Annotated in this window: 15 protein-coding genes; all 15 read right to left on the bottom strand. The window is 59.8% G+C overall.

Going from position 1 to position 16,683, the window contains the following annotated elements:
* Positions 1–14: 14 nt before the first annotated feature.
* Complete coding sequence (gene dtd, locus DAUD_RS04555; protein WP_012302001.1) at positions 15–464, bottom strand: D-aminoacyl-tRNA deacylase; 450 nt, start codon at positions 462–464, stop codon at positions 15–17.
* Positions 464–2,602, bottom strand: a complete 2,139-nt coding sequence (locus tag DAUD_RS04550; RefSeq protein ID WP_012302000.1) for a RelA/SpoT family protein — start codon at positions 2,600–2,602, stop codon at positions 464–466. The genes dtd and DAUD_RS04550 overlap by 1 nt, the downstream gene beginning before the upstream one ends.
* Complete coding sequence (gene recJ / locus DAUD_RS11540; RefSeq protein WP_012301999.1) at positions 2,592–5,165, bottom strand: single-stranded-DNA-specific exonuclease RecJ; 2,574 nt, start codon at positions 5,163–5,165, stop codon at positions 2,592–2,594. The genes DAUD_RS04550 and recJ overlap by 11 nt, the downstream gene beginning before the upstream one ends.
* A 77-nt stretch (positions 5,166–5,242) precedes the next feature.
* Complete coding sequence (locus DAUD_RS04540) at positions 5,243–5,533, bottom strand: hypothetical protein (protein ID WP_012301998.1); 291 nt, start codon at positions 5,531–5,533, stop codon at positions 5,243–5,245.
* A 626-nt stretch (positions 5,534–6,159) separates the two neighbouring features.
* Entirely contained in the window at positions 6,160–7,638 is a 1,479-nt protein-coding gene (gene spoIVA, locus DAUD_RS04535; protein WP_012301996.1) for a stage IV sporulation protein A, read from the bottom strand.
* A 237-nt stretch (positions 7,639–7,875) separates the two neighbouring features.
* The gene (locus DAUD_RS04530) at positions 7,876–8,931 is read right to left on the bottom strand and encodes a phosphotransacetylase family protein (protein WP_012301995.1); all 1,056 of its coding nucleotides are present in this window, start codon (positions 8,929–8,931) and stop codon (positions 7,876–7,878) included.
* An 11-nt stretch (positions 8,932–8,942) separates the two neighbouring features.
* The gene (acs, locus tag DAUD_RS04525; protein ID WP_456298434.1) at positions 8,943–11,054 is read right to left on the bottom strand and encodes an acetate--CoA ligase alpha subunit; all 2,112 of its coding nucleotides are present in this window, start codon (positions 11,052–11,054) and stop codon (positions 8,943–8,945) included.
* Positions 11,055–11,166: 112 nt separating this feature from the next.
* On the bottom strand, positions 11,167–11,787 hold the full coding sequence (locus tag DAUD_RS04520) for a cell wall hydrolase (protein ID WP_041570822.1): 621 nt from the start codon (positions 11,785–11,787) through the stop codon (positions 11,167–11,169).
* A 183-nt stretch (positions 11,788–11,970) separates the two neighbouring features.
* A complete protein-coding gene (locus tag DAUD_RS04515) occupies positions 11,971–12,696 on the bottom strand; it encodes an ATP-binding protein (protein WP_012301992.1) in 726 nt (241 codons plus the stop codon).
* Between the two features lie 13 nt (positions 12,697–12,709).
* Positions 12,710–13,492 (bottom strand): DnaD domain-containing protein, encoded by a 783-nt coding sequence (locus DAUD_RS04510; RefSeq protein WP_012301991.1) that lies wholly within the window; start codon positions 13,490–13,492, stop codon positions 12,710–12,712.
* A gap of 19 nt (positions 13,493–13,511) precedes the next feature.
* Entirely contained in the window at positions 13,512–13,790 is a 279-nt protein-coding gene (locus DAUD_RS04505) for a PHP domain-containing protein (protein WP_012301990.1), read from the bottom strand.
* A gap of 178 nt (positions 13,791–13,968) precedes the next feature.
* A complete protein-coding gene (locus DAUD_RS04500) occupies positions 13,969–14,157 on the bottom strand; it encodes a hypothetical protein (protein ID WP_012301989.1) in 189 nt (62 codons plus the stop codon).
* Positions 14,158–14,333: 176 nt separating this feature from the next.
* The gene (locus DAUD_RS04495; RefSeq protein WP_012301988.1) at positions 14,334–15,656 is read right to left on the bottom strand and encodes an RNA-guided endonuclease InsQ/TnpB family protein; all 1,323 of its coding nucleotides are present in this window, start codon (positions 15,654–15,656) and stop codon (positions 14,334–14,336) included.
* Positions 15,657–15,668: 12 nt separating this feature from the next.
* Positions 15,669–16,064, bottom strand: a complete 396-nt coding sequence (gene tnpA, locus DAUD_RS04490; RefSeq protein ID WP_012301987.1) for an IS200/IS605 family transposase — start codon at positions 16,062–16,064, stop codon at positions 15,669–15,671.
* 256 nt (positions 16,065–16,320) lie between these two features.
* Positions 16,321–16,602 carry a DUF503 domain-containing protein gene (locus DAUD_RS04485; protein ID WP_012301986.1) on the bottom strand — a complete coding sequence of 94 codons (282 nt, stop codon included), beginning with the start codon at positions 16,600–16,602 and terminating at the stop codon, positions 16,321–16,323.
* Positions 16,603–16,683 lie beyond the last annotated feature (81 nt).

Below are 16,683 nucleotides of genomic sequence, written 5' to 3'. Positions count from 1 at the left end.
CCCCGTTCCCCTCCTCAAAAAAGCTTCCTGCTGTCCAGGATCAGGGTTACCGGACCGTCGTTCACGATCAAAACTTCCATATGTTCCTGAAACCGCCCCTGAGCCGTCGGCACGCCCAGGGCGGCGAGCCGCCGCACAAACTCGGCGTACAATTCAACGGCGCGCTCCGGCGGCGCGGCCGCCGAAAAACCGGGCCGCCGCCCCTTGCGACAGTCCCCGAACAGGGTGAACTGGGATACGACCAGAACGCTGCCGCCGTTTTCGAGCACCGAACGGTTCAGCTTGCCGTTCTCGTCGGCGAATACCCGCAGGTTGGCGATCTTCTCGGCCAGGTAGGCGGCATCGTCCGGGGTGTCTTCCCGACCGACTCCCAGAAGGACCACAAAACCGTGACCGATCTCCCCCACCGTCTCTTCCCCGACGGTTACCACCCCCCGGGAGACGCGCTGGACCACCGCCCGCACTAGATCACCCGCCTTACCTCATATACGTCCCGTATTCTGCCGATCTTTTGCCGGAGGTAGTCGAATTGCTCCAGGTTGCGGATTTCCACGGTCAGGGCGATCGTCGCCATCTTGCTCTTGTTGCCCCGGGCAGTCACCCAGCTGGCGCTGATCTTCATTTCACTGAGCACATTCATCACGTCGCGTAAAAGGCCGGCCCGGTCCATTCCCGAAATCTCCAGCCGGATCTGGAAAGGAATTTCGGTCTTCTCCCAGACGACTTCCACGAGCCGTTCCCGCTCTTTTTCCCGCCACACTCCGATGTTGCGGCAGTCCGCCCGGTGCACCGAAACCCCGCGCCCCCGGGTGATGTAGCCCACAATGGCGTCCCCGGGCACCGGGTTGCAGCAGTGAGCCAGACGCACCAGCAGGTTGTCGGCCCCTAGGACCCGTACCCCCTGGGTAGCCGGAGACCGCCGTTTTTCAAGGACTACGTCCGGAAGCTGAACTTCCGCGGGCACGGGCCGGAGCAGTTCTTTCAAACGCGCCACCAGGGTGTTGGCCGTCACCACGCCGAGCGCCACCGCCGCGTGGACGTCTTCGATGGTGTGTAAGTTGTACTTCCTGCCCAGTTCCAGCACGCGTTCGCCCCGCAGATGCTCCAATTCCAAACCCTGCTTCCGCGCCTCGCGCTCCAGGGCCTCCCGGCCGCGCTGGATGTTCTCCTCGCGCTGTTCCTTTTTGAACCACTGACGGATCTTGGTCTTCGCCTGGGGAGTCTTTACCAGGTTCAGCCAGTCCCGGCTGGGGCCGGCCTGTTTGCCCTTGATGATGTCGACGATGTCGCCGGTTTTTAACTGGTAGTTCAAAGGCACCAGTTTGCCGTTCACCCGGGCCCCGATGCTCCGGTGACCAAGGTCGGTGTGGATGCGGTAGGCGAAGTCCAACGGTATCGAACCCGCAGGCAATTCCAGCACGTCGCCCGCCGGGGTGAAGACGTAGACCGAATCGGCGAACAGGTCGATCTTCAGGGTTTCCATGAACTCGCGGGCGTCCCGCAACTCGTGCTGCCACTCCAGGAGCTGTCTCAACCAGGCTAGTTTTTCGTCGAACGCGGGGTCGGCGCGGGTCCCGGATTTATAGCGCCAGTGCGCGGCGATGCCGTACTCGGCGGTACGGTGCATGTCCCAGGTGCGGACCTGGATTTCCAGCACCTCGCCTTCGGGGCCGACCACGGAAGTGTGCAGCGATTGGTACATATTCGACTTGGGCATGGCGATATAGTCCTTGAAACGCCCGGGGACCGGCTTCCAGAGGGTGTGGACCACCCCGAGGGTGGCGTAGCAGTCTTTGACCGACTCCACCAGGATCCGGATGCCGAGGATGTCGAAGATTTCCTCCAGGTCTTTTTCCTGAGCCAACATCTTCTGGTAGATGCTGTACAGGTGCTTGGGTCGGCCCTGGATGTCCGCGGTGATTCCCATGCCGCCCAGCTTTTCCTGCAAGATTTTGATCACGCCCCCGATGTAGCCTTCGCGCACGCTGCGGGTCGCGCTCAGGCGCCGGGTCAGTTCCTCGTGCCGCTCCGGTTCCCGGAAACGAAAAGCGATGTCTTCCAATTCAGATTTGATCCGGTAGATACCGAGGCGGTGGGCCAAAGGAGCGAATATTTCCAGGGTTTCCTGGGCGATTTCGCGCTGTTTGGGCACGGTGTGGTACTGGAGGGTCCGCAGGTTGTGGAGGCGGTCGGCCAGCTTGATCAGGATCACCCGCACGTCCTTGGCCATAGCCAGGAGCATTTTCCGCAGGTTTTCGGCCTGCTGCTCCTCCTTGGAACGGTAGGCCAGGCGCCTCAGCTTGGTGACCCCGTCGACGAGCAGGGCGACCTCGTCGCCGAACTCCTCCCGGATGACGCACAGTTCGATCCCGGCGTCTTCTATGACGTCGTGCAAAAGACCCCCGACTACGCTTTCCAGGTCGAGTTCAAGTTCGGCCAGAATCTGCGCCACTTCCAGGGGGTGAACGATGAAGTCCTCACCGGAAATCCGCTTTTGGTTGTGGTGCGCCTCCTGGGCGAACTCGTACGCCCGCTGAATAAAGGAAACATCGACTCGCGGGTTGTATTGCCGGATCCTTTCCACCAGCGTCTCAATCGGCATGCGGACCATCACCCAAGGGAATTATATCACATTTGAAAAACCGAGCCAGTTCACCGCGGGTCGCCCCCAGAAAGAACTTGTGGCACCGCCAGGCGTCGCGCTTTATCCTATGCACGCGCCGGAAGGTGGGCGCCTGGCTCAGATGCTTTCGTTCACCCGGTTTTTTACGAACCTCCAGCCCGCCGTCACCGCGGCGGGCGACCAGGTCGAGTTCCTCGAGGATGGTGAGACCGACGTCCAACGTGACGGGTGTAAAATCAGGGTGGCCCTGGGTATGCATCGCGGCGAAGAGCGCGCGGCGGTCGGAGTCCACCCGGAGGTCCAGGGAACGCAACAGCCGGAACAGCGTCAAAAGACACTTCCGGTTCGGTGCCAGACTGCGGAGATGACGCCGGTTGCGGACGTGGTCATAACCGGAAAAGGCTAGCACCAGTTCCTCCCCGCACCGGGCCAGGGCCCGCCACTGCGACCAGTGGTACATCAGGCCGAGCGTGACGACACGCGCGGGGAAAAGATCACAGCCGTCGGGAGGCACCGCGACCACGGTGCTCGCCGCCCCGGAACGAAAACGCTCACGGACGCCGCCGCCCGCCGTATCCATCTCCGGTGTCAGCCATTCCAGCCTTTCGAGCAACCGGGGGAGAGTCATGCGCATTTTGGACACGACTTCCGGGATCATCTCCGGGTTGGGTACGGCGACCAGTGTCGGGCGGTCTCCGTTTAGAAAACGCCGGGCCTGCGGTCCCCAGAACGGCAGGTGCCGCAGGTCATACACCGTGCGGAGCCGCCATTCGCCCTCCGGTTCCCGCGGGTCTCCGCCGGTCAGCGCTTCGGTCAGAAAGGGGGGCGGCACATAATCAGGCGCTTCCGCGCCGGCGGCGGACTGGACCGTCATCGTGCCGGCCGGGCCCGGTTTCCAATCCACCACTTTGATTTCGGGCGTCTCCCTTCCGTTCCACCGGTTGATTACCGGCACAAACGCCAGGTGCACCCGCCTGCACTCCGCTATTTCCGGGTGGGCCGGGGCCAGACCGAAACCGATACCGCTTATGATCGTCCGGCCCTGCTCCAGGACCAACTTCAGGTGTTCGCCCTCCCGCCCGACCCTGTAGTGTTTCACGACCCGCAAATCCTCGGCGGCCAGGATCGGAGGGTCGTTTTGCGCGCCCCAAGGTTCCAGGGCCTCAATCTCCCGCAAAACCTCCGGCGTGAGCTGGTCCAGAGTTACCAGCGCCTCAATCTCCAACTCCGGCCCCGACGCCGGAACCGGAAGGTGCCGGGCGTACCGGCATATGGCTTCGCGGAAGCCGGGGATCGCTGCGGTGGGCAGAGTGAATCCGGCCGCGCACCGGTGGCCTCCGAACCGGGTCAAAACCTCCCTGCAGGACTCCAGCGCCTCCACCAGATTCCAGCCCTCTCCGGCCCGGATCGAACCCCGGCCCTCGTCGCCGTCCACCGCGATCAGGGCCACCGGTCTTCCCAGACGGCCCGCCAGGCGTGAAGCCACGATCCCGATCACTCCCGGGTGCCAATCTTCACCGGCCAGAACCACCACCGGGGGTACTTCCGGCAGTCCGCTCAATTCGGCAAGCACCGCGGCGGACACTTTTTCCTCCAGGTACTTGCGCTCCTCGTTCAAAGCCGCCAGTTGCGCGGCGAGTGCCGCAGCCTCACCTGGTCCGGCCAGGAGGATTTCCACTCCCAGTTCCGGACGGCCGATGCGCCCCGCAGCGTTCAGCAAGGGGGCGATACCAAAGGCCACATCACGAACGACCGGGTTCTCCCCTTGGCAAGCGCCCAGGGCGGCGATGCCGGGATTGTCCAACAATTGCGGCAGACCGTGACGAACCAGCAAGCGGTTTTCGCCCCGCAGCGGCATCACATCGGCTACGGTGCCCAGACAGGCCAGCCCCAAAAACGGCGGCGGCAATTCGTCACCGAGCAGGGCCTGGGCCAACTTGAAAGCCACTCCGACCCCGGCGAGATCCTTAAACGGGTAATTACAGTCCGGCCGGCGGGGATTCACCACCGGCACCGGCGGCAAAAGACCCTGCGGCTCGTGGTGGTCCGTGACCACCACGTCCAGGCCCAGCGCTTGGGCCCGCTCGATCTCGCGGCGGGCGCTGACCCCGCAGTCCACCGTGATCACCAGGCCGACTCCGTCCGCGGCCGCCCGCTCGAGCACCTCCGGATTCAGACCGTAACCGTCCGCCCGCCAGGGAATATGATACTCGACCCGGCCGCGCAGGGTCCGCAGGGCAGCCACCATCAGGGCCGCAGCCGTCATCCCGTCCGCATCGTAGTCCCCATAGACCAGGATCTTCTCACCCGCGGCCAGCGCTCCCCGGATCCGGTCCACGGTCGGGGCCATGTCCCGCAGCAAATACGGGGACCATAGACTGTCCAGGTCCCCGTCCAAAAAAATTCGTGCTTCCCTGACGGTGATAATACCCCGGTTGACTAGCAACTGGGCCGTCAACTCCGAAATACCGCACTCCCGCGCCAGCATCCGGGAGAGCACCGGTTCGGGCTTTTTCAACCGCCATTCCCGATGGTCGTTCATGTCTGCTCCGGGAAATTATTTCTGAAGTTTATTATAATCTCCCGGGGGCCGGTTTACAAGCTGGTGAGGTGCTTCGACTATTGGAGCAACTGCTCTTCTTTCAAATCAATGAATTCCCAGCCCAGCTTGGTCAGGCTGCAGATCTTGCTCTTGCCTTCCGCCGTCACGTCCACCAGGCCAAGGGCGTAGAGCTGCATAATGATGTGATCCAGCACCGCCCGTTTCACGCGGGAGGTCAGGGACAACTCCTCCTTGTTCATCCGCCCCTGTTCGCCCAGCGCCCGCAACACCCTGGTCGCTTCCGGCGGCAGGCGGTGATCCACCTGCATGAAATACTCGGTCAGCGAAGCCGGCGTACTGATGACCATCTATCTTAACCTCCTTACAGAATAGTTTTCATTAGTATGCACATTAAGAGCGTCATTAATAACAACTAAATGACTTATTCAGTATTCAACGGCTCAAACCGCTTCTGGATTGGAAAAATACCTTTCCAACCGCTAGAATATGTCAGACGGCACGACTGATAATCCGCCGGGCGATGGTTATACTACAGGTCAAGGGTTCGTAATGGCCGGGCCTGAGACCACCGCCGGATCGAAAGGTTCGGCGGTGATCGAACCGAAAGCCGATACCGGGTCAAGCGGCTTGGTATCGGCCGGAGGTAAGGGCGGATGGTTTCTTGCCAAGAGAAATCATCCGTCCGAGGCTAAGATCAAGGTGTCTGCTGACAACTCAGTTTATTCGGAGTATCGGGTTGCTGACGGTCGAGAGACTGCCGGCAGCTCTTAAAGCAGGCATTTTGGTCGAGCAAAGGTCATCACGGGTTCCGCAACGGTCCGTGGTCGCCGAAAGGTGGCCGCGGGCTGTAAAGGGATTCGTGGTGGCCGGAGCGCAGGCCATTACGGGCTCTATAATAGAAACCCTTCTCTATAGTTGAGAAGGGTTTCTTGTTTTTTGTATTTGTACCAAACGGCTTTCGCCGAACAGCGGCCTAGATGATGATACAAATGAGACCGCCACTACCGTCGTTAACGATTCTTTGCAACGTCTCCTGCAGTTTTACCTGAGCGTTTTCGGGCATCCGGTGCAGCTTGTTCTGGATGCCCTCGCGGACCAGATCGTGCAGGGACTTGCCGAAGATCTCCGATTCCCAGATCTTCTTCGGGTCGTCCTCGAACTCGTTCAAGATAAACCGGACCAGTTCCTCACATTGCTTTTCGGTACCGATGATCGGCGTGATCTCGGTGGTGATGTCGGCCCGGATCACGTGCAGCGACGGGGCGCTGGCTCTCAAACGGACACCGAAACGGTTGCCCTGGCGAATCAGTTCCGGCTCTTCGAGATTCATCTCGTCCAACCGCGGCGTCACCACACCGTAACCCGTATCCCGCACCTCGTGCAGGGCCGCGGCGACTTTATCGTATTCCCGCTTGGCCACCGCCAGGTCTTTGGTCAGGCGGAACAGATCCTGGTCCCCCTTGACCTGGAATCCGGTCTGCTCGGTGACGATTTCGTAGAACAGGGTCGGACGGGCTTTCACTTCCACCTGGGCCCAACCGGTGCCCATGTTCAGGTCCCGCAAGGTGGTTTCCTCTACGAAATCCTGTCCGGCCAAGAGGTCGGTCGCCTCCTGGATGTCCCGCACCCGTTGCACCCGGCGGATGGCCTCCCGGACGGCCGACTCAAACTTTTCACGCAGCCAGTGGGTTGGTTCCAATTCTTCCACCCATAGCGGGACATCGATTCTGACTTCGGTCACCGGGAACTCATACAGGATCTCCTCCAAGATGGTGACCGCGTCGCCCTGGCTCATTTCCAGGCAGTCGAGCGGCAGCACGGGCACATCGTATTTCACCTGCAACTCCCCCGCCAGGTGTTGCGTATCTATGGCGTGTGGTTTGGTGGTGTTCAGGATCACCAAAAAGGGTTTTCCGAACTGCTTCAATTCATCAATGACTCGCTCCTCGGCTTCAACGTAGTTTTCACGCCGGATGTCGGTAATGCTGCCATCTGTGGTGATTACCAGGCCGATGGTGGAATGGTCGGTGATCACCTTGCGCGTGCCGATTTCGGCCGCTTCCATAAACGGAATCGGTTCTTCAAACCACGGCGTCGTCACCATTCTGGGCTCTTCATCTTCCTCGAAGCCCAGGGCTCCCTCCACCCGGTAACCCACGTTGTCGACCAGGCGCACCTTGAGCCTCACGCTTTGCCCGACCAGGATTTCCACAGCCTCGTTGGGCACAAACTTGGGTTCGGTGGTCATCACCGTACGGCCGGCGCCGCTCTGCGGCAGTTCGTCGCGAGCCCGTTCCTTGTCGTAAATGTCTTTAATGTTCGGGATGACCAGGAGTTCCATAAACCTCTTGATGAACGTGGATTTGCCGGTACGCACGCCCCCGACCACACCGATGTAGATGTCACCCCCGGTACGCTCGGCGATATCACGGAAGATATCTATTCTTTCCATTTTCTTGCTTCCCCCCTTTGAATTTCAAGGTATCCGGCCCCCGTTGTCAAAAGCTTTACTCAACCTTAACGCATCCCCCCCGGGGTGAATCCCATTGGGAAGAATATTTTTCCATAATCGGACATTAACACTATATATATATGAACGGGGGTGTCCAATATACCGAGAGGCTAAACAAAAAATCCCACCCGATTTCCAGGGTGGGATTGCCGCTTTAATCCGGTCTAAAAGCGAAGTTTACGCCTCCAGAAGTTCAATGATCTTCTGCCAGTCGCAGTATTGCTCAATATTCTCCAGCGCCAGCGCGATCGCCTTCTCGTCACCGGGCCGGATGCGGCGGACCACCTCCGAGATCCGCTCGACGGTCGTCACGGTGTCGTAATGGACCAGGATCACCGGCACACCCTTCTCCTTGGCCCTGGTGATCACACTCAGGTGCGGGTACAAGCCGCCGGTCAGGATCAGTACCGACGTACTCGTCTCGAGTGCCGCGAGCGCGTAATCCGCCCGGTCCCCCCCGATGATCACCGCCTTGTTTAGGCCGCGCCGCAGGTGATCCAAGGCGCTGTCAATGGTCATCGCGCCGATAAGCACGTCTTCGACCAATAGGTCCAGTCTCTCCCCGCCGACGAGCAGCTCGCCGCCCAGGACGTCGTAGTACTCGGCCACGGTCGGGGCGTGGATTTCACGCCGCCGGGGAATCGCCCCCAGCCAGCGGAAACCGGAAGACTCCAACAGGTTGGCGTATTCCCCTTGGGTCTTCGCGAGCATCGGCCGCGGGATGTTGTTGAAAATGTTTCCCACCAAATTCAGACCCTTGCACCGGATGTAACGGTTGAAAAATAGGGTTTCGTCGAAGTTGAAATCGTTCCTGATCCGCATGGTGCACAGGATCCCGGCCCCCACCTCGTCGGCGATGCTGACGGCGTCCAGACCGAAAGCGGCCATGACCCACGGAAAACTTGTGCCGTCGATAATCACCGGGTTGTACTTCCCGGCAATCAAGCGGTACGCCGCAAACACCCGGTCCCGGCATTCCTGGGGTTCCCGGTATCCGGATACGTAAAAGTTGCCCACCGTAAGCGGAACAATGGTATCCAGGTCCTCCGACATTCCCAGGACCGTTTTCATCAGTACCCCGTCCTCGTCACGCTGCTGCAGCACCCCGGCCGTGCTTCCGACAGGTTTGAAATACCCGGGGTTGAACCCCTCCTGGCGCAGTTTCAGCGCCAGCCCCAGGGCCACCGCCGTTTTTCCGCTTCCGGGGGTACCGATCAAGTACAGATTCTTCACCGTTCGCCACCTCACGAAATGGTAATTTTCACGTCCAGGGCCTGTGCTCCCGACACGTATGCGAACACCGGGTTGATGTCCATTTCCGTGATCTCCGGAAAGTCAATCACCAATTGGGCCACTCGGGCGACAATATCGACCAGAGCGGCGATGTCGGCCGGTTTCTGGCCGCGGTAACCGCGCAACAGCGTAAAGGCCTTGGTTTCCATAATCATCTTCTCTATTTCCATTCGGGACAACCCGTGGGCCAGGCGGAAGGAGACGTCCTCCAGAAGGTTCACGTAGATGCCGCCCAAGCCGAACGCGATCAGGGGGCCGAAATGGACGTCCCGGCTCATCCCGATAATCACCTCCGTTCCCTTGGGGGCCATACGCTGGACGTCGATCCCGTGCGGGATCACCTCGGGCAGCGAGCGCTGCACGTTGCTCATCACCGCCCAGAAGCCGGCCATCACCTCACCGGGCGTGTCCAAGCCCATCCGTACGCCTCCGATGTCGGTCTTGTGAATGATTTTCGGCGAAGCCACCTTCAGCACAACCGGGTAACCGATCTCTTCCGCCACGGCCACCGCCTCCTCGGCCCTGGTGGCCAGCCTGGTGGGAGACACGGGGATGCCGTAAGCTTCGACCACTGCCGCCCCTTCACTGCCCAGAAGCACCAGCCGGTTGTCCTCTTTCACCGCCCGGAAAATATTTGCCACCCGCTCCCGGTCGACGCCCTCGAATACCGGCCGGGGTGCGGGGAGCGGAGAGTTCTTCAACCGGGCGTACTGCGCCAGCCCCCTCATGGCACTGATCGCCGTCTCCGGAAAGGTGTAGCACGGTATGCCGGCGGCGCTTAGAATATCAACGCCCTCTTTCAGGATTTCGCCGCCCATGTACACCCCGAAAAGCGGCTTGTCGGGGAACCGCCGGGCGACTTCCACAATCGCTTTCGCGGTTTCGCCCGGTTCTGCGGTGGCGGTCGGGCAAACCAGGACCACGGCGGAATCAACGCTCTCGTCCGCCAGCACCTTCTCCAGGGCGAAACGGTAGCGGTCGGCCCGAGCGTCTCCCAGGACGTCGACCGGGTTGTAAATGTTCGCCTCCCGGGGCAACTCCGCCCGCAGCGCTTCCAGGGTCGCCTTGTTGAACCGCGCGATGGTCAAACCCTGCCGCTCGGCGCTGTCCGTCGCCACAATCCCGGGGCCGCCGGAATTCGTCACGATGGCCAGCCGGTCTCCCTTCGGAACGGGCTGCTGGGCGAAGGCCACCGCCAGGTCGAACAGTTCGGCCATCGTCGGCACCCGGATCACCCCGGCCTGGCGGAAGGCCACCTCGTAGGCCAGGTCAATGCCGGCCAGCGCCCCGGTATGGGAGGAGGCGGCCTGGGCCCCGGCCTGGCTGGTTCCCGACTTCAGGACCACAATCGGCTTTTTCCGGCAGACCTGGCTGCTCACCTCCAGAAAACGCAGGCCATCCGCCACGTCCTCGATGTAGCAGAGGATCACCTTGGTCGTGGGGTCGTCGGCGACCGCGGCGATGAAGTCGGCCTCGTTCAAATCCGATTTATTTCCCAGGCTGATGAATTTGCTGAAGCCCAGGCCGGTGATCAGGCTCCAATCCAGGATCGCGACCAGCATCGCGCCGCTCTGGGAAATGAAGGTGATTTCCCCCCGACCCGGAAAACCGGCGGCAAAAGAGGCGTTCAGGGGCGTGTGGGTGTCCATGATGCCGACAGAGTTCGGCCCCACCACCCGCATGCCGCTCTTTCGTGCCGTCGCCACCAGTTCTTTCTCCCGCTCCAGGCCTTCGGCTCCCGTTTCCTTAAACCCGGCACTGATCACGACCAAGTGTTTCACCCCGGCCCGCCCGCACTCTTCAACCACCGGCAGGACACCCGCGGCGGGAACGGCAATCACGGCCACCTCAACGGACCCGGGGACCTCGGTGACCGACGCGTAGGCCGGATAACCCTCGATTTCCTTTTCCCTGGGGTTGATGGGGATGATCTGCCCGCCATAACCGGACGAAATCACATTTTTTAAAATGATATTACCTATCTTACCCGGCTTGCCGGAAGCCCCGATGATCGCTACGGAGGCCGGATTGAAAAGGGCGGACAAGTTCTCCAAACCGGTCACCTTCCCGCTTATTCTACAAGTATCCTACACCCGGATATGATAGTTTATAGCCTTTTCGCCGCCGGCCGTGGCACTCCTTTTTATGCCAAAAAAAAAGCGCTCGCAGGCGCTCTTAAATTTTTGTGGCGAAGACGTGGTTCCCGATGGTTGTTATCACCGGAAGCGTCCGTATCCAGGTGTCACTGGCGAGCTTTGGGTTGTAGAAAAACAACGCCCCATGGGTCGGATCCATTCCCCTCAGGGCCTGCTTGGCCGCCTGAAACGCCCGTTCGTCGGGTGAGAGCACGATCGAACCGTCACCGACCGGTGAGAACTGGAAGACGCTTGCACTCCGCTGGAAGATCACGCTCCGCAGATCGGACGGAAAGTCGGGGCTGGCCAAACGGTTCATAATCACCGCACCAACGGCCACTTGGCCCGCGAAGCTTTCCCCCCGCGCCTCGGCGTGAATGATCCGCGCCAGGAGTGCCAACTCTTCCTGGCAAATGTCGCCGCGGGAATAGCGAAGAACGTGCTCGGGAATTACCAGAACCTGGTTGGGCACGATCAGATCTCCCCGCAGGCGGTTGGCCGCGCTCAGCACACCGACCGAAACGCCGTATTGCCTGGAGATATCGTAGAGTGTATCTCCGTTCTGCACCGTGTAGTATACGTGCGCCGCCGCCGACACCGGCGACAATGCCGCCCCCAGCGCCAGAACCAGAACCAGGACGCTTACATAAATTACTCTCATTGTCTCCTCCTTCCGCAAAACGTATTTTGCATAGTGCAATGCAGCGTTATGCAACCATTTAAAGGCTGCCCAGTTAATTACATCCATAAAACTGGTGGCTCGGCCTGAGGACTTCGACGGCGGGGGTTATGAGCGGAAAGGCTGCGGCAAAAAAGCGGGTTTTGGAGCGCTTACGCTACGTTACTACGCCGTTTCGGGACCCAGACGGCGGGAAATGCGGATGTCGACGTCGGTCAGAAGACGGTAGGGACGGCACATCTGGAAAAGGCGTGAGGTTGTTCGCTCTCCAAGGTATTCCTCCAGGTCTTCCAGGCTCACGTTGGTGGTTACCACCAGCGGCAGTTGGTGGTTCAGGCGGTGGTTGACCAAGGAATAAAGCTTCTGACGGCCCCACTCGGTATAGTGATGCGCGCCCAGGTCATCCATAATCAGGACCGGCGCCCACTTGGCCGCCTCGGTCAGGTCCAGCTCGGTATACTCGGGTCTTTCCAGGTCGTAGGTGGACCGGATCCGGTCCAGGTAGTCCGGGACCACCAGAAAAAGCACTTGAACCCCAGCTTCCAGCAAGGCGTTGGCAATGCAGCAGGCCAGAAAGGTCTTTCCGGTGCCGACCCGGCCGGTAAACAGGAGCCCTTCGGCAGTCGGGCCGGCCTTGACCCTTTCCACGAAGGCGTGAGCCGCCCCGAGGGCCAGTTGGGCGATTTCACGATACGACCGTCCGCCGTCGGCCTGTTCCTGGGAGTAGTAGTGTAGCTGAAAACGGGCGAAAGTTTGCCGCCGCATGCTCTCCGTGAGTTGGGCCGTTTTCAGCCGGTTACCCAGGGCCCGCTGCCGCATGCAGTTGCATGGTACCGCCGTTCCGGCCACTATGTAGATGCCCCGGTCGCCACAGACGTTGCAGCCCGGCAAGCTATCAGACTCCTTAACTCATGTATAGGGCTTTGATGAGCGCCTTTTCCTTTTCCCGGTTGCGGCTTTCGGCAGCGGCTTTTTTCGGCTTGCGCTTGCTACGGAGTTGCTGGAACTCCTGTTCGAAGGCATGCACCTGCTCAATGGTCCGCACGTTGTTCTTGTGCCAGGCCAACAGGATGCTGTCGATGTACCTGAAATTATACTTGCCGATCAGCACCGCCCGGCGCAGGGCTTCCCGGACCAAGGCCGGGCCGAGGCCCGAATACCAGCGCGACACCTGTTCGGCTTCGATCGGAGAGAGCGGCCTCCCGAACTCCCTCGCAAACTCAGCGCACAGCTGGCCCAGTTCGCGGTCCTCCAATCCGGCGTGGGCACCGTTCTCCAACAGGGCCTGAGTAAGCTCGATCTCATGCACCTTGCTTCGCGCCCAGGCCTCTGAGAGTTTCTCAAACAGGGGCTCGAAGTCGTACCCTTCGGTTACGCCCTGGTCATCCTCGCGAAAGTACTGGGTAACGGCAATAACGCCTTTCGCCAACAGGCCCTCCAGGTCACGCTCCGCTTGAGCCTGCCCGCCGGACATGAACCCGCCGAGTAAAGCCGCCGGCGGGCAAAGTTCCTTTTCCTCGGTACGCAGCCGCAGCAGGTGCAAAAGGAGCATCATCTCCGATTCGTTCAGACCCATCTGCCGGTACGATTTCAACAACAGGCTGGGCACGAAGGTCACCCCGTGGATGAAAAGGTCCGTACCGAAAGCCGCCGTAATGTTGCCTTCTCGGTATTGCTTCACCGCCATGCCCGTCGCCTCCTGAAACCTATTTTATTCCCGGGTTTCTCGGTTTGTCCAACAGCACCACGTGCCGCCGCCGAAAAGTAGCTACCCCAAGCTTGAGCTTATCTAGTTGCACTTGCACTCTGTCCAGTCCTGAGGCAAGATCGGAAAGCCGGTGCGCATCGGACCCGACGCAGAAGTAGGCCACTCCGAAGTCACGGGCCATGCGCGTCAGGCGAGTTCCGGGCAAGCACTCCTCAAAGCCCGGGTTGATTTCCAGGGCCATCCCCCGGGCGGCCATCGCCGAGAAGATGAGTTCCACCCGGCCGAAGGCCGTGGGCAGTAATCGTCGATGGTGAAGGATTCAGCGCGGGACAACGCAATCGCCCTGCTGTGAGTCCACTTCCACTGAACCATCATCCCGGACGCACACGGGGTTGTTGCGGAAATATTTATGGAGAGCAAATCCTGACGCCTTTTCGGCCGGTAAAACGGCGGTACTATTCCCAAGTGCGTGTGTCCAGGATATTCCGGTCGCCGTCGCTGAAGGTTCCGGACGGCACCGTTTCCACCTGGCAGGTGAACCTCAGGATTTCCTTGGCCTGTTGGGCAACGGCAGCCGCAGTGTCGGCGGCGTTCTCGTCCTGATCCAGTTCGACCTTCAGGAGGAGAACATCGCAAAAATCCACCTGGCTGATTTGAGCCTGAGTGACTTCCTCCCGTCCCCTTCAGGGGACGGGCTTCCCGCCTGGGCGAATGGAACCCTTGGCGCGGTTACAGTGGTAAGCGCCCCCTTTTAACCCGTTGCCGGAGGGGCTCCCACAGGCGACCGTCACACCGTCGCAACTACTCCAGGTACACCGGCTCACGCCGATGCCCTTGGAGATACTTTTACAAACCTGTTCAACCTTTTATTCCACCGATACACTTCCGGCGGCTTGAGCGGGAAAGGCTGCTCTATACCACAGTGCCCGAACAGGTAATTCTTCATGATGCCGTTAACACCGTTTAAATCGGCGTGCATCGTCGCACGGCACTTCTTGCAGCACCAAAGGCCCCGGTGGACCCGGTAAGATTTGTTCCTCGTCCCGCAATGACTGCACGTCTGAGAGCTGTATCTCTCGCTCGCTTTGTCCGGATATACCTGCCTGAGCAGGGACTTGTACGCGTGCTGCTGCTCGATTTGAGCGTAAGGTAACTGGTTAATCTTCTGGCTGGCTTTTTTGTCCTTGTCGCCGGACCTGGACTTCCGCCTGATGTCGGTTAAGTCACCTAGGACAGAGAAGGTTATGTCTTCCGCCTGATCCAGTCCGGCCATCAGTTTGGTCAAGGCGTTGGTCAACTGCTTAATCCGGCGCTCCAATTTCTTAAGGGCTTTGCGCTTGGCGCTTAAAAGAGCTTTCCACCTGCGGGAACCTTCCTTGCACCGGGACATCTTCTGCTGGAACTCGGCGATTACTTTGTTCCGGTACTGGATTAAAGAGAGCAGTTCCCGGCAGACGATTAACTGCTGGCTGCCTTCGGTGGAACCCCTGGCGACCAGGGCGGCGTTTAAATCGTAGGCCGACACCTTGCCGGCCAGCACCATCGGCACCACGCCGAAGTCCCAGGTGACGTGCATCTCTAAACCAACCACTTTCCCCTTGCGGTAAACCGCTTTCACCTTGACCTCGACAGGCGTCCCCTTCAAAACTGTGCCGTCGGGCAATTCCAGGGTGTCAAAGCCCTCGGGAAGTGACACTCCGATGTCGTCCAGCTTGCGGGAGAGCTTCAGGGTCAAAAGGCCTTCCCGGCACTCGAAGCCCTGCCGCTTCCAGGTTATAGTGCGCAAGGTAGCTTTGGGCTTGAATCCGGGCGGGCGCATCTCGTCGCGTCCGTTGTCTTTATGTTTGACGTAGGAGCGCACCGCCTCGAAATACTCTTCCACCACAGACTGGGAACTCTGGGAGTGGAGCCGTTTCCAGGACTCGTAGCCCTTGAACTTTTCCTTCATCTCGCTTTCAGTCGGGTACTTTGTGCCGTTTTTGCGGGCTTCCCGGCTCTCCCACACGCAGGAGTTCCACAGCTTCGTCCCAGCAAGCATGGGTATCTCGAAGACGGGCAGCCATTTATCCAGCGGAAGCGGCGCTACCCTGGTCAGGTACAGCCGGTTTTCCTGCTTCTTGCCTTTTTTCTTTGCCCAGCCCACTGTTCTCACCTCCTACTCGTCCTGGCACTCTTCGATGTAGCGTTTGATGGTCTCAGCGGATACAGTGCCGGCTGTGCCGACATAGTAAGTGCGCGTCCACAGTCCTTTTCCTGTCTGTTTGCTCAACTCGGGGAATTTTTGGCGCAAATACCGGGACGTGTAGCCCTTGAACGTGTTGACCAGTTCAGAGGGCGCGTGCCTGGGCGGCGCGGACACAAACAGGTGCACATGGTCGGGCTGCACGGACAGGTCCAGTATCTCGACTTCCCGGTCTTTGCAGACTTTCCGCAGCAACTGCTCGAATTCTTCCGCTACTTTTCCAACTAAAATCCTTCTCCGGTACTTGGGTATCCAAACAAAGTGGTAGTTGATGTTGTAGTGTGCATACCTGGTTTTCTTTGTTTCCATGGTAAGCTAAGTATACCAAAATTTTTGCCGGGAAACAAGCGTTCCCGGCAAAAAGCTGCTTTCATCCCGCCCCCTGAAGGGGGCGGGTCTTCCCGCAGCGATTTTATAACCAGCTGGGGCGACACCGGTGTATACATCCCCTTCCTGCAGCAAACAGGAATAGCCTTTGGCCTTCTACGCGGTTTTGGAAAAATCCTGCCGGGGAATGAAAATGTTCGGCAGAGTAACCTTCGGGGTGGTGGGCCTTGGGGAAGGGTTAGAGCACTTCCGTCCGGTGACCGATGATTTCCAGGGCGGTCTGGGCGGCGATGAAATTGACCACTTCCCGGAGCGACTCGTCGACGTGCGCGGTTCGGTTGCTGACCACCGCAACCGCGAGGGTGGCCCGCTGCCAGTTCCCCTGGTGGTCCACCTCGGCGACCGATACGTTGTAGCGGTTCCGCAGCCGGGTCAAAAGGCTTTTGAGGTGCCTGCGCTTGTCCTTGAGGGAGCCGGCCTCCCCCAGAAACAGTTCGACGGTGAGAATGCCGACGCGCATCTCAGGTTCCTCCGCTCCACGACTTATCGGGGGCATACCAGCCGCATACATGTTATTATTATAAGAATTATTTATAAGAAC

Origin of the sequence: Candidatus Desulforudis audaxviator MP104C (assembly GCF_000018425.1) — a bacterium.
Taxonomy (GTDB): Bacteria; Bacillota; Desulfotomaculia; order Desulfotomaculales; family Desulforudaceae; genus Desulforudis; species Desulforudis audaxviator.
This window is presented reverse-complemented; position numbering and strand designations above follow the sequence as displayed.

Bases quoted from the DNA above. Each gene is read 5' to 3' on its own strand.
- DAUD_RS04550 (WP_012302000.1), bottom strand. From the start codon at position 2,602: ATGCCGATTGAGACGCTGGTGGAAAGGATCCGGCAATACAACCCGCGA.
- recJ (WP_012301999.1), bottom strand. From the start codon at position 5,165: ATGAACGACCATCGGGAATGGCGGTTGAAAAAGCCCGAACCGGTGCTC.
- DAUD_RS04540 (WP_012301998.1), bottom strand. From the start codon at position 5,533: ATGGTCATCAGTACGCCGGCTTCGCTGACCGAGTATTTCATGCAGGTG.
- spoIVA (WP_012301996.1), bottom strand. From the start codon at position 7,638: ATGGAAAGAATAGATATCTTCCGTGATATCGCCGAGCGTACCGGGGGT.
- DAUD_RS04520 (WP_041570822.1), bottom strand. From the start codon at position 11,787: ATGAGAGTAATTTATGTAAGCGTCCTGGTTCTGGTTCTGGCGCTGGGG.
- DAUD_RS04510 (WP_012301991.1), bottom strand. From the start codon at position 13,492: ATGGCGGTGAAGCAATACCGAGAAGGCAACATTACGGCGGCTTTCGGT.
- tnpA (WP_012301987.1), bottom strand. From the start codon at position 16,064: ATGGAAACAAAGAAAACCAGGTATGCACACTACAACATCAACTACCAC.
- DAUD_RS04485 (WP_012301986.1), bottom strand. From the start codon at position 16,602: ATGCGCGTCGGCATTCTCACCGTCGAACTGTTTCTGGGGGAGGCCGGC.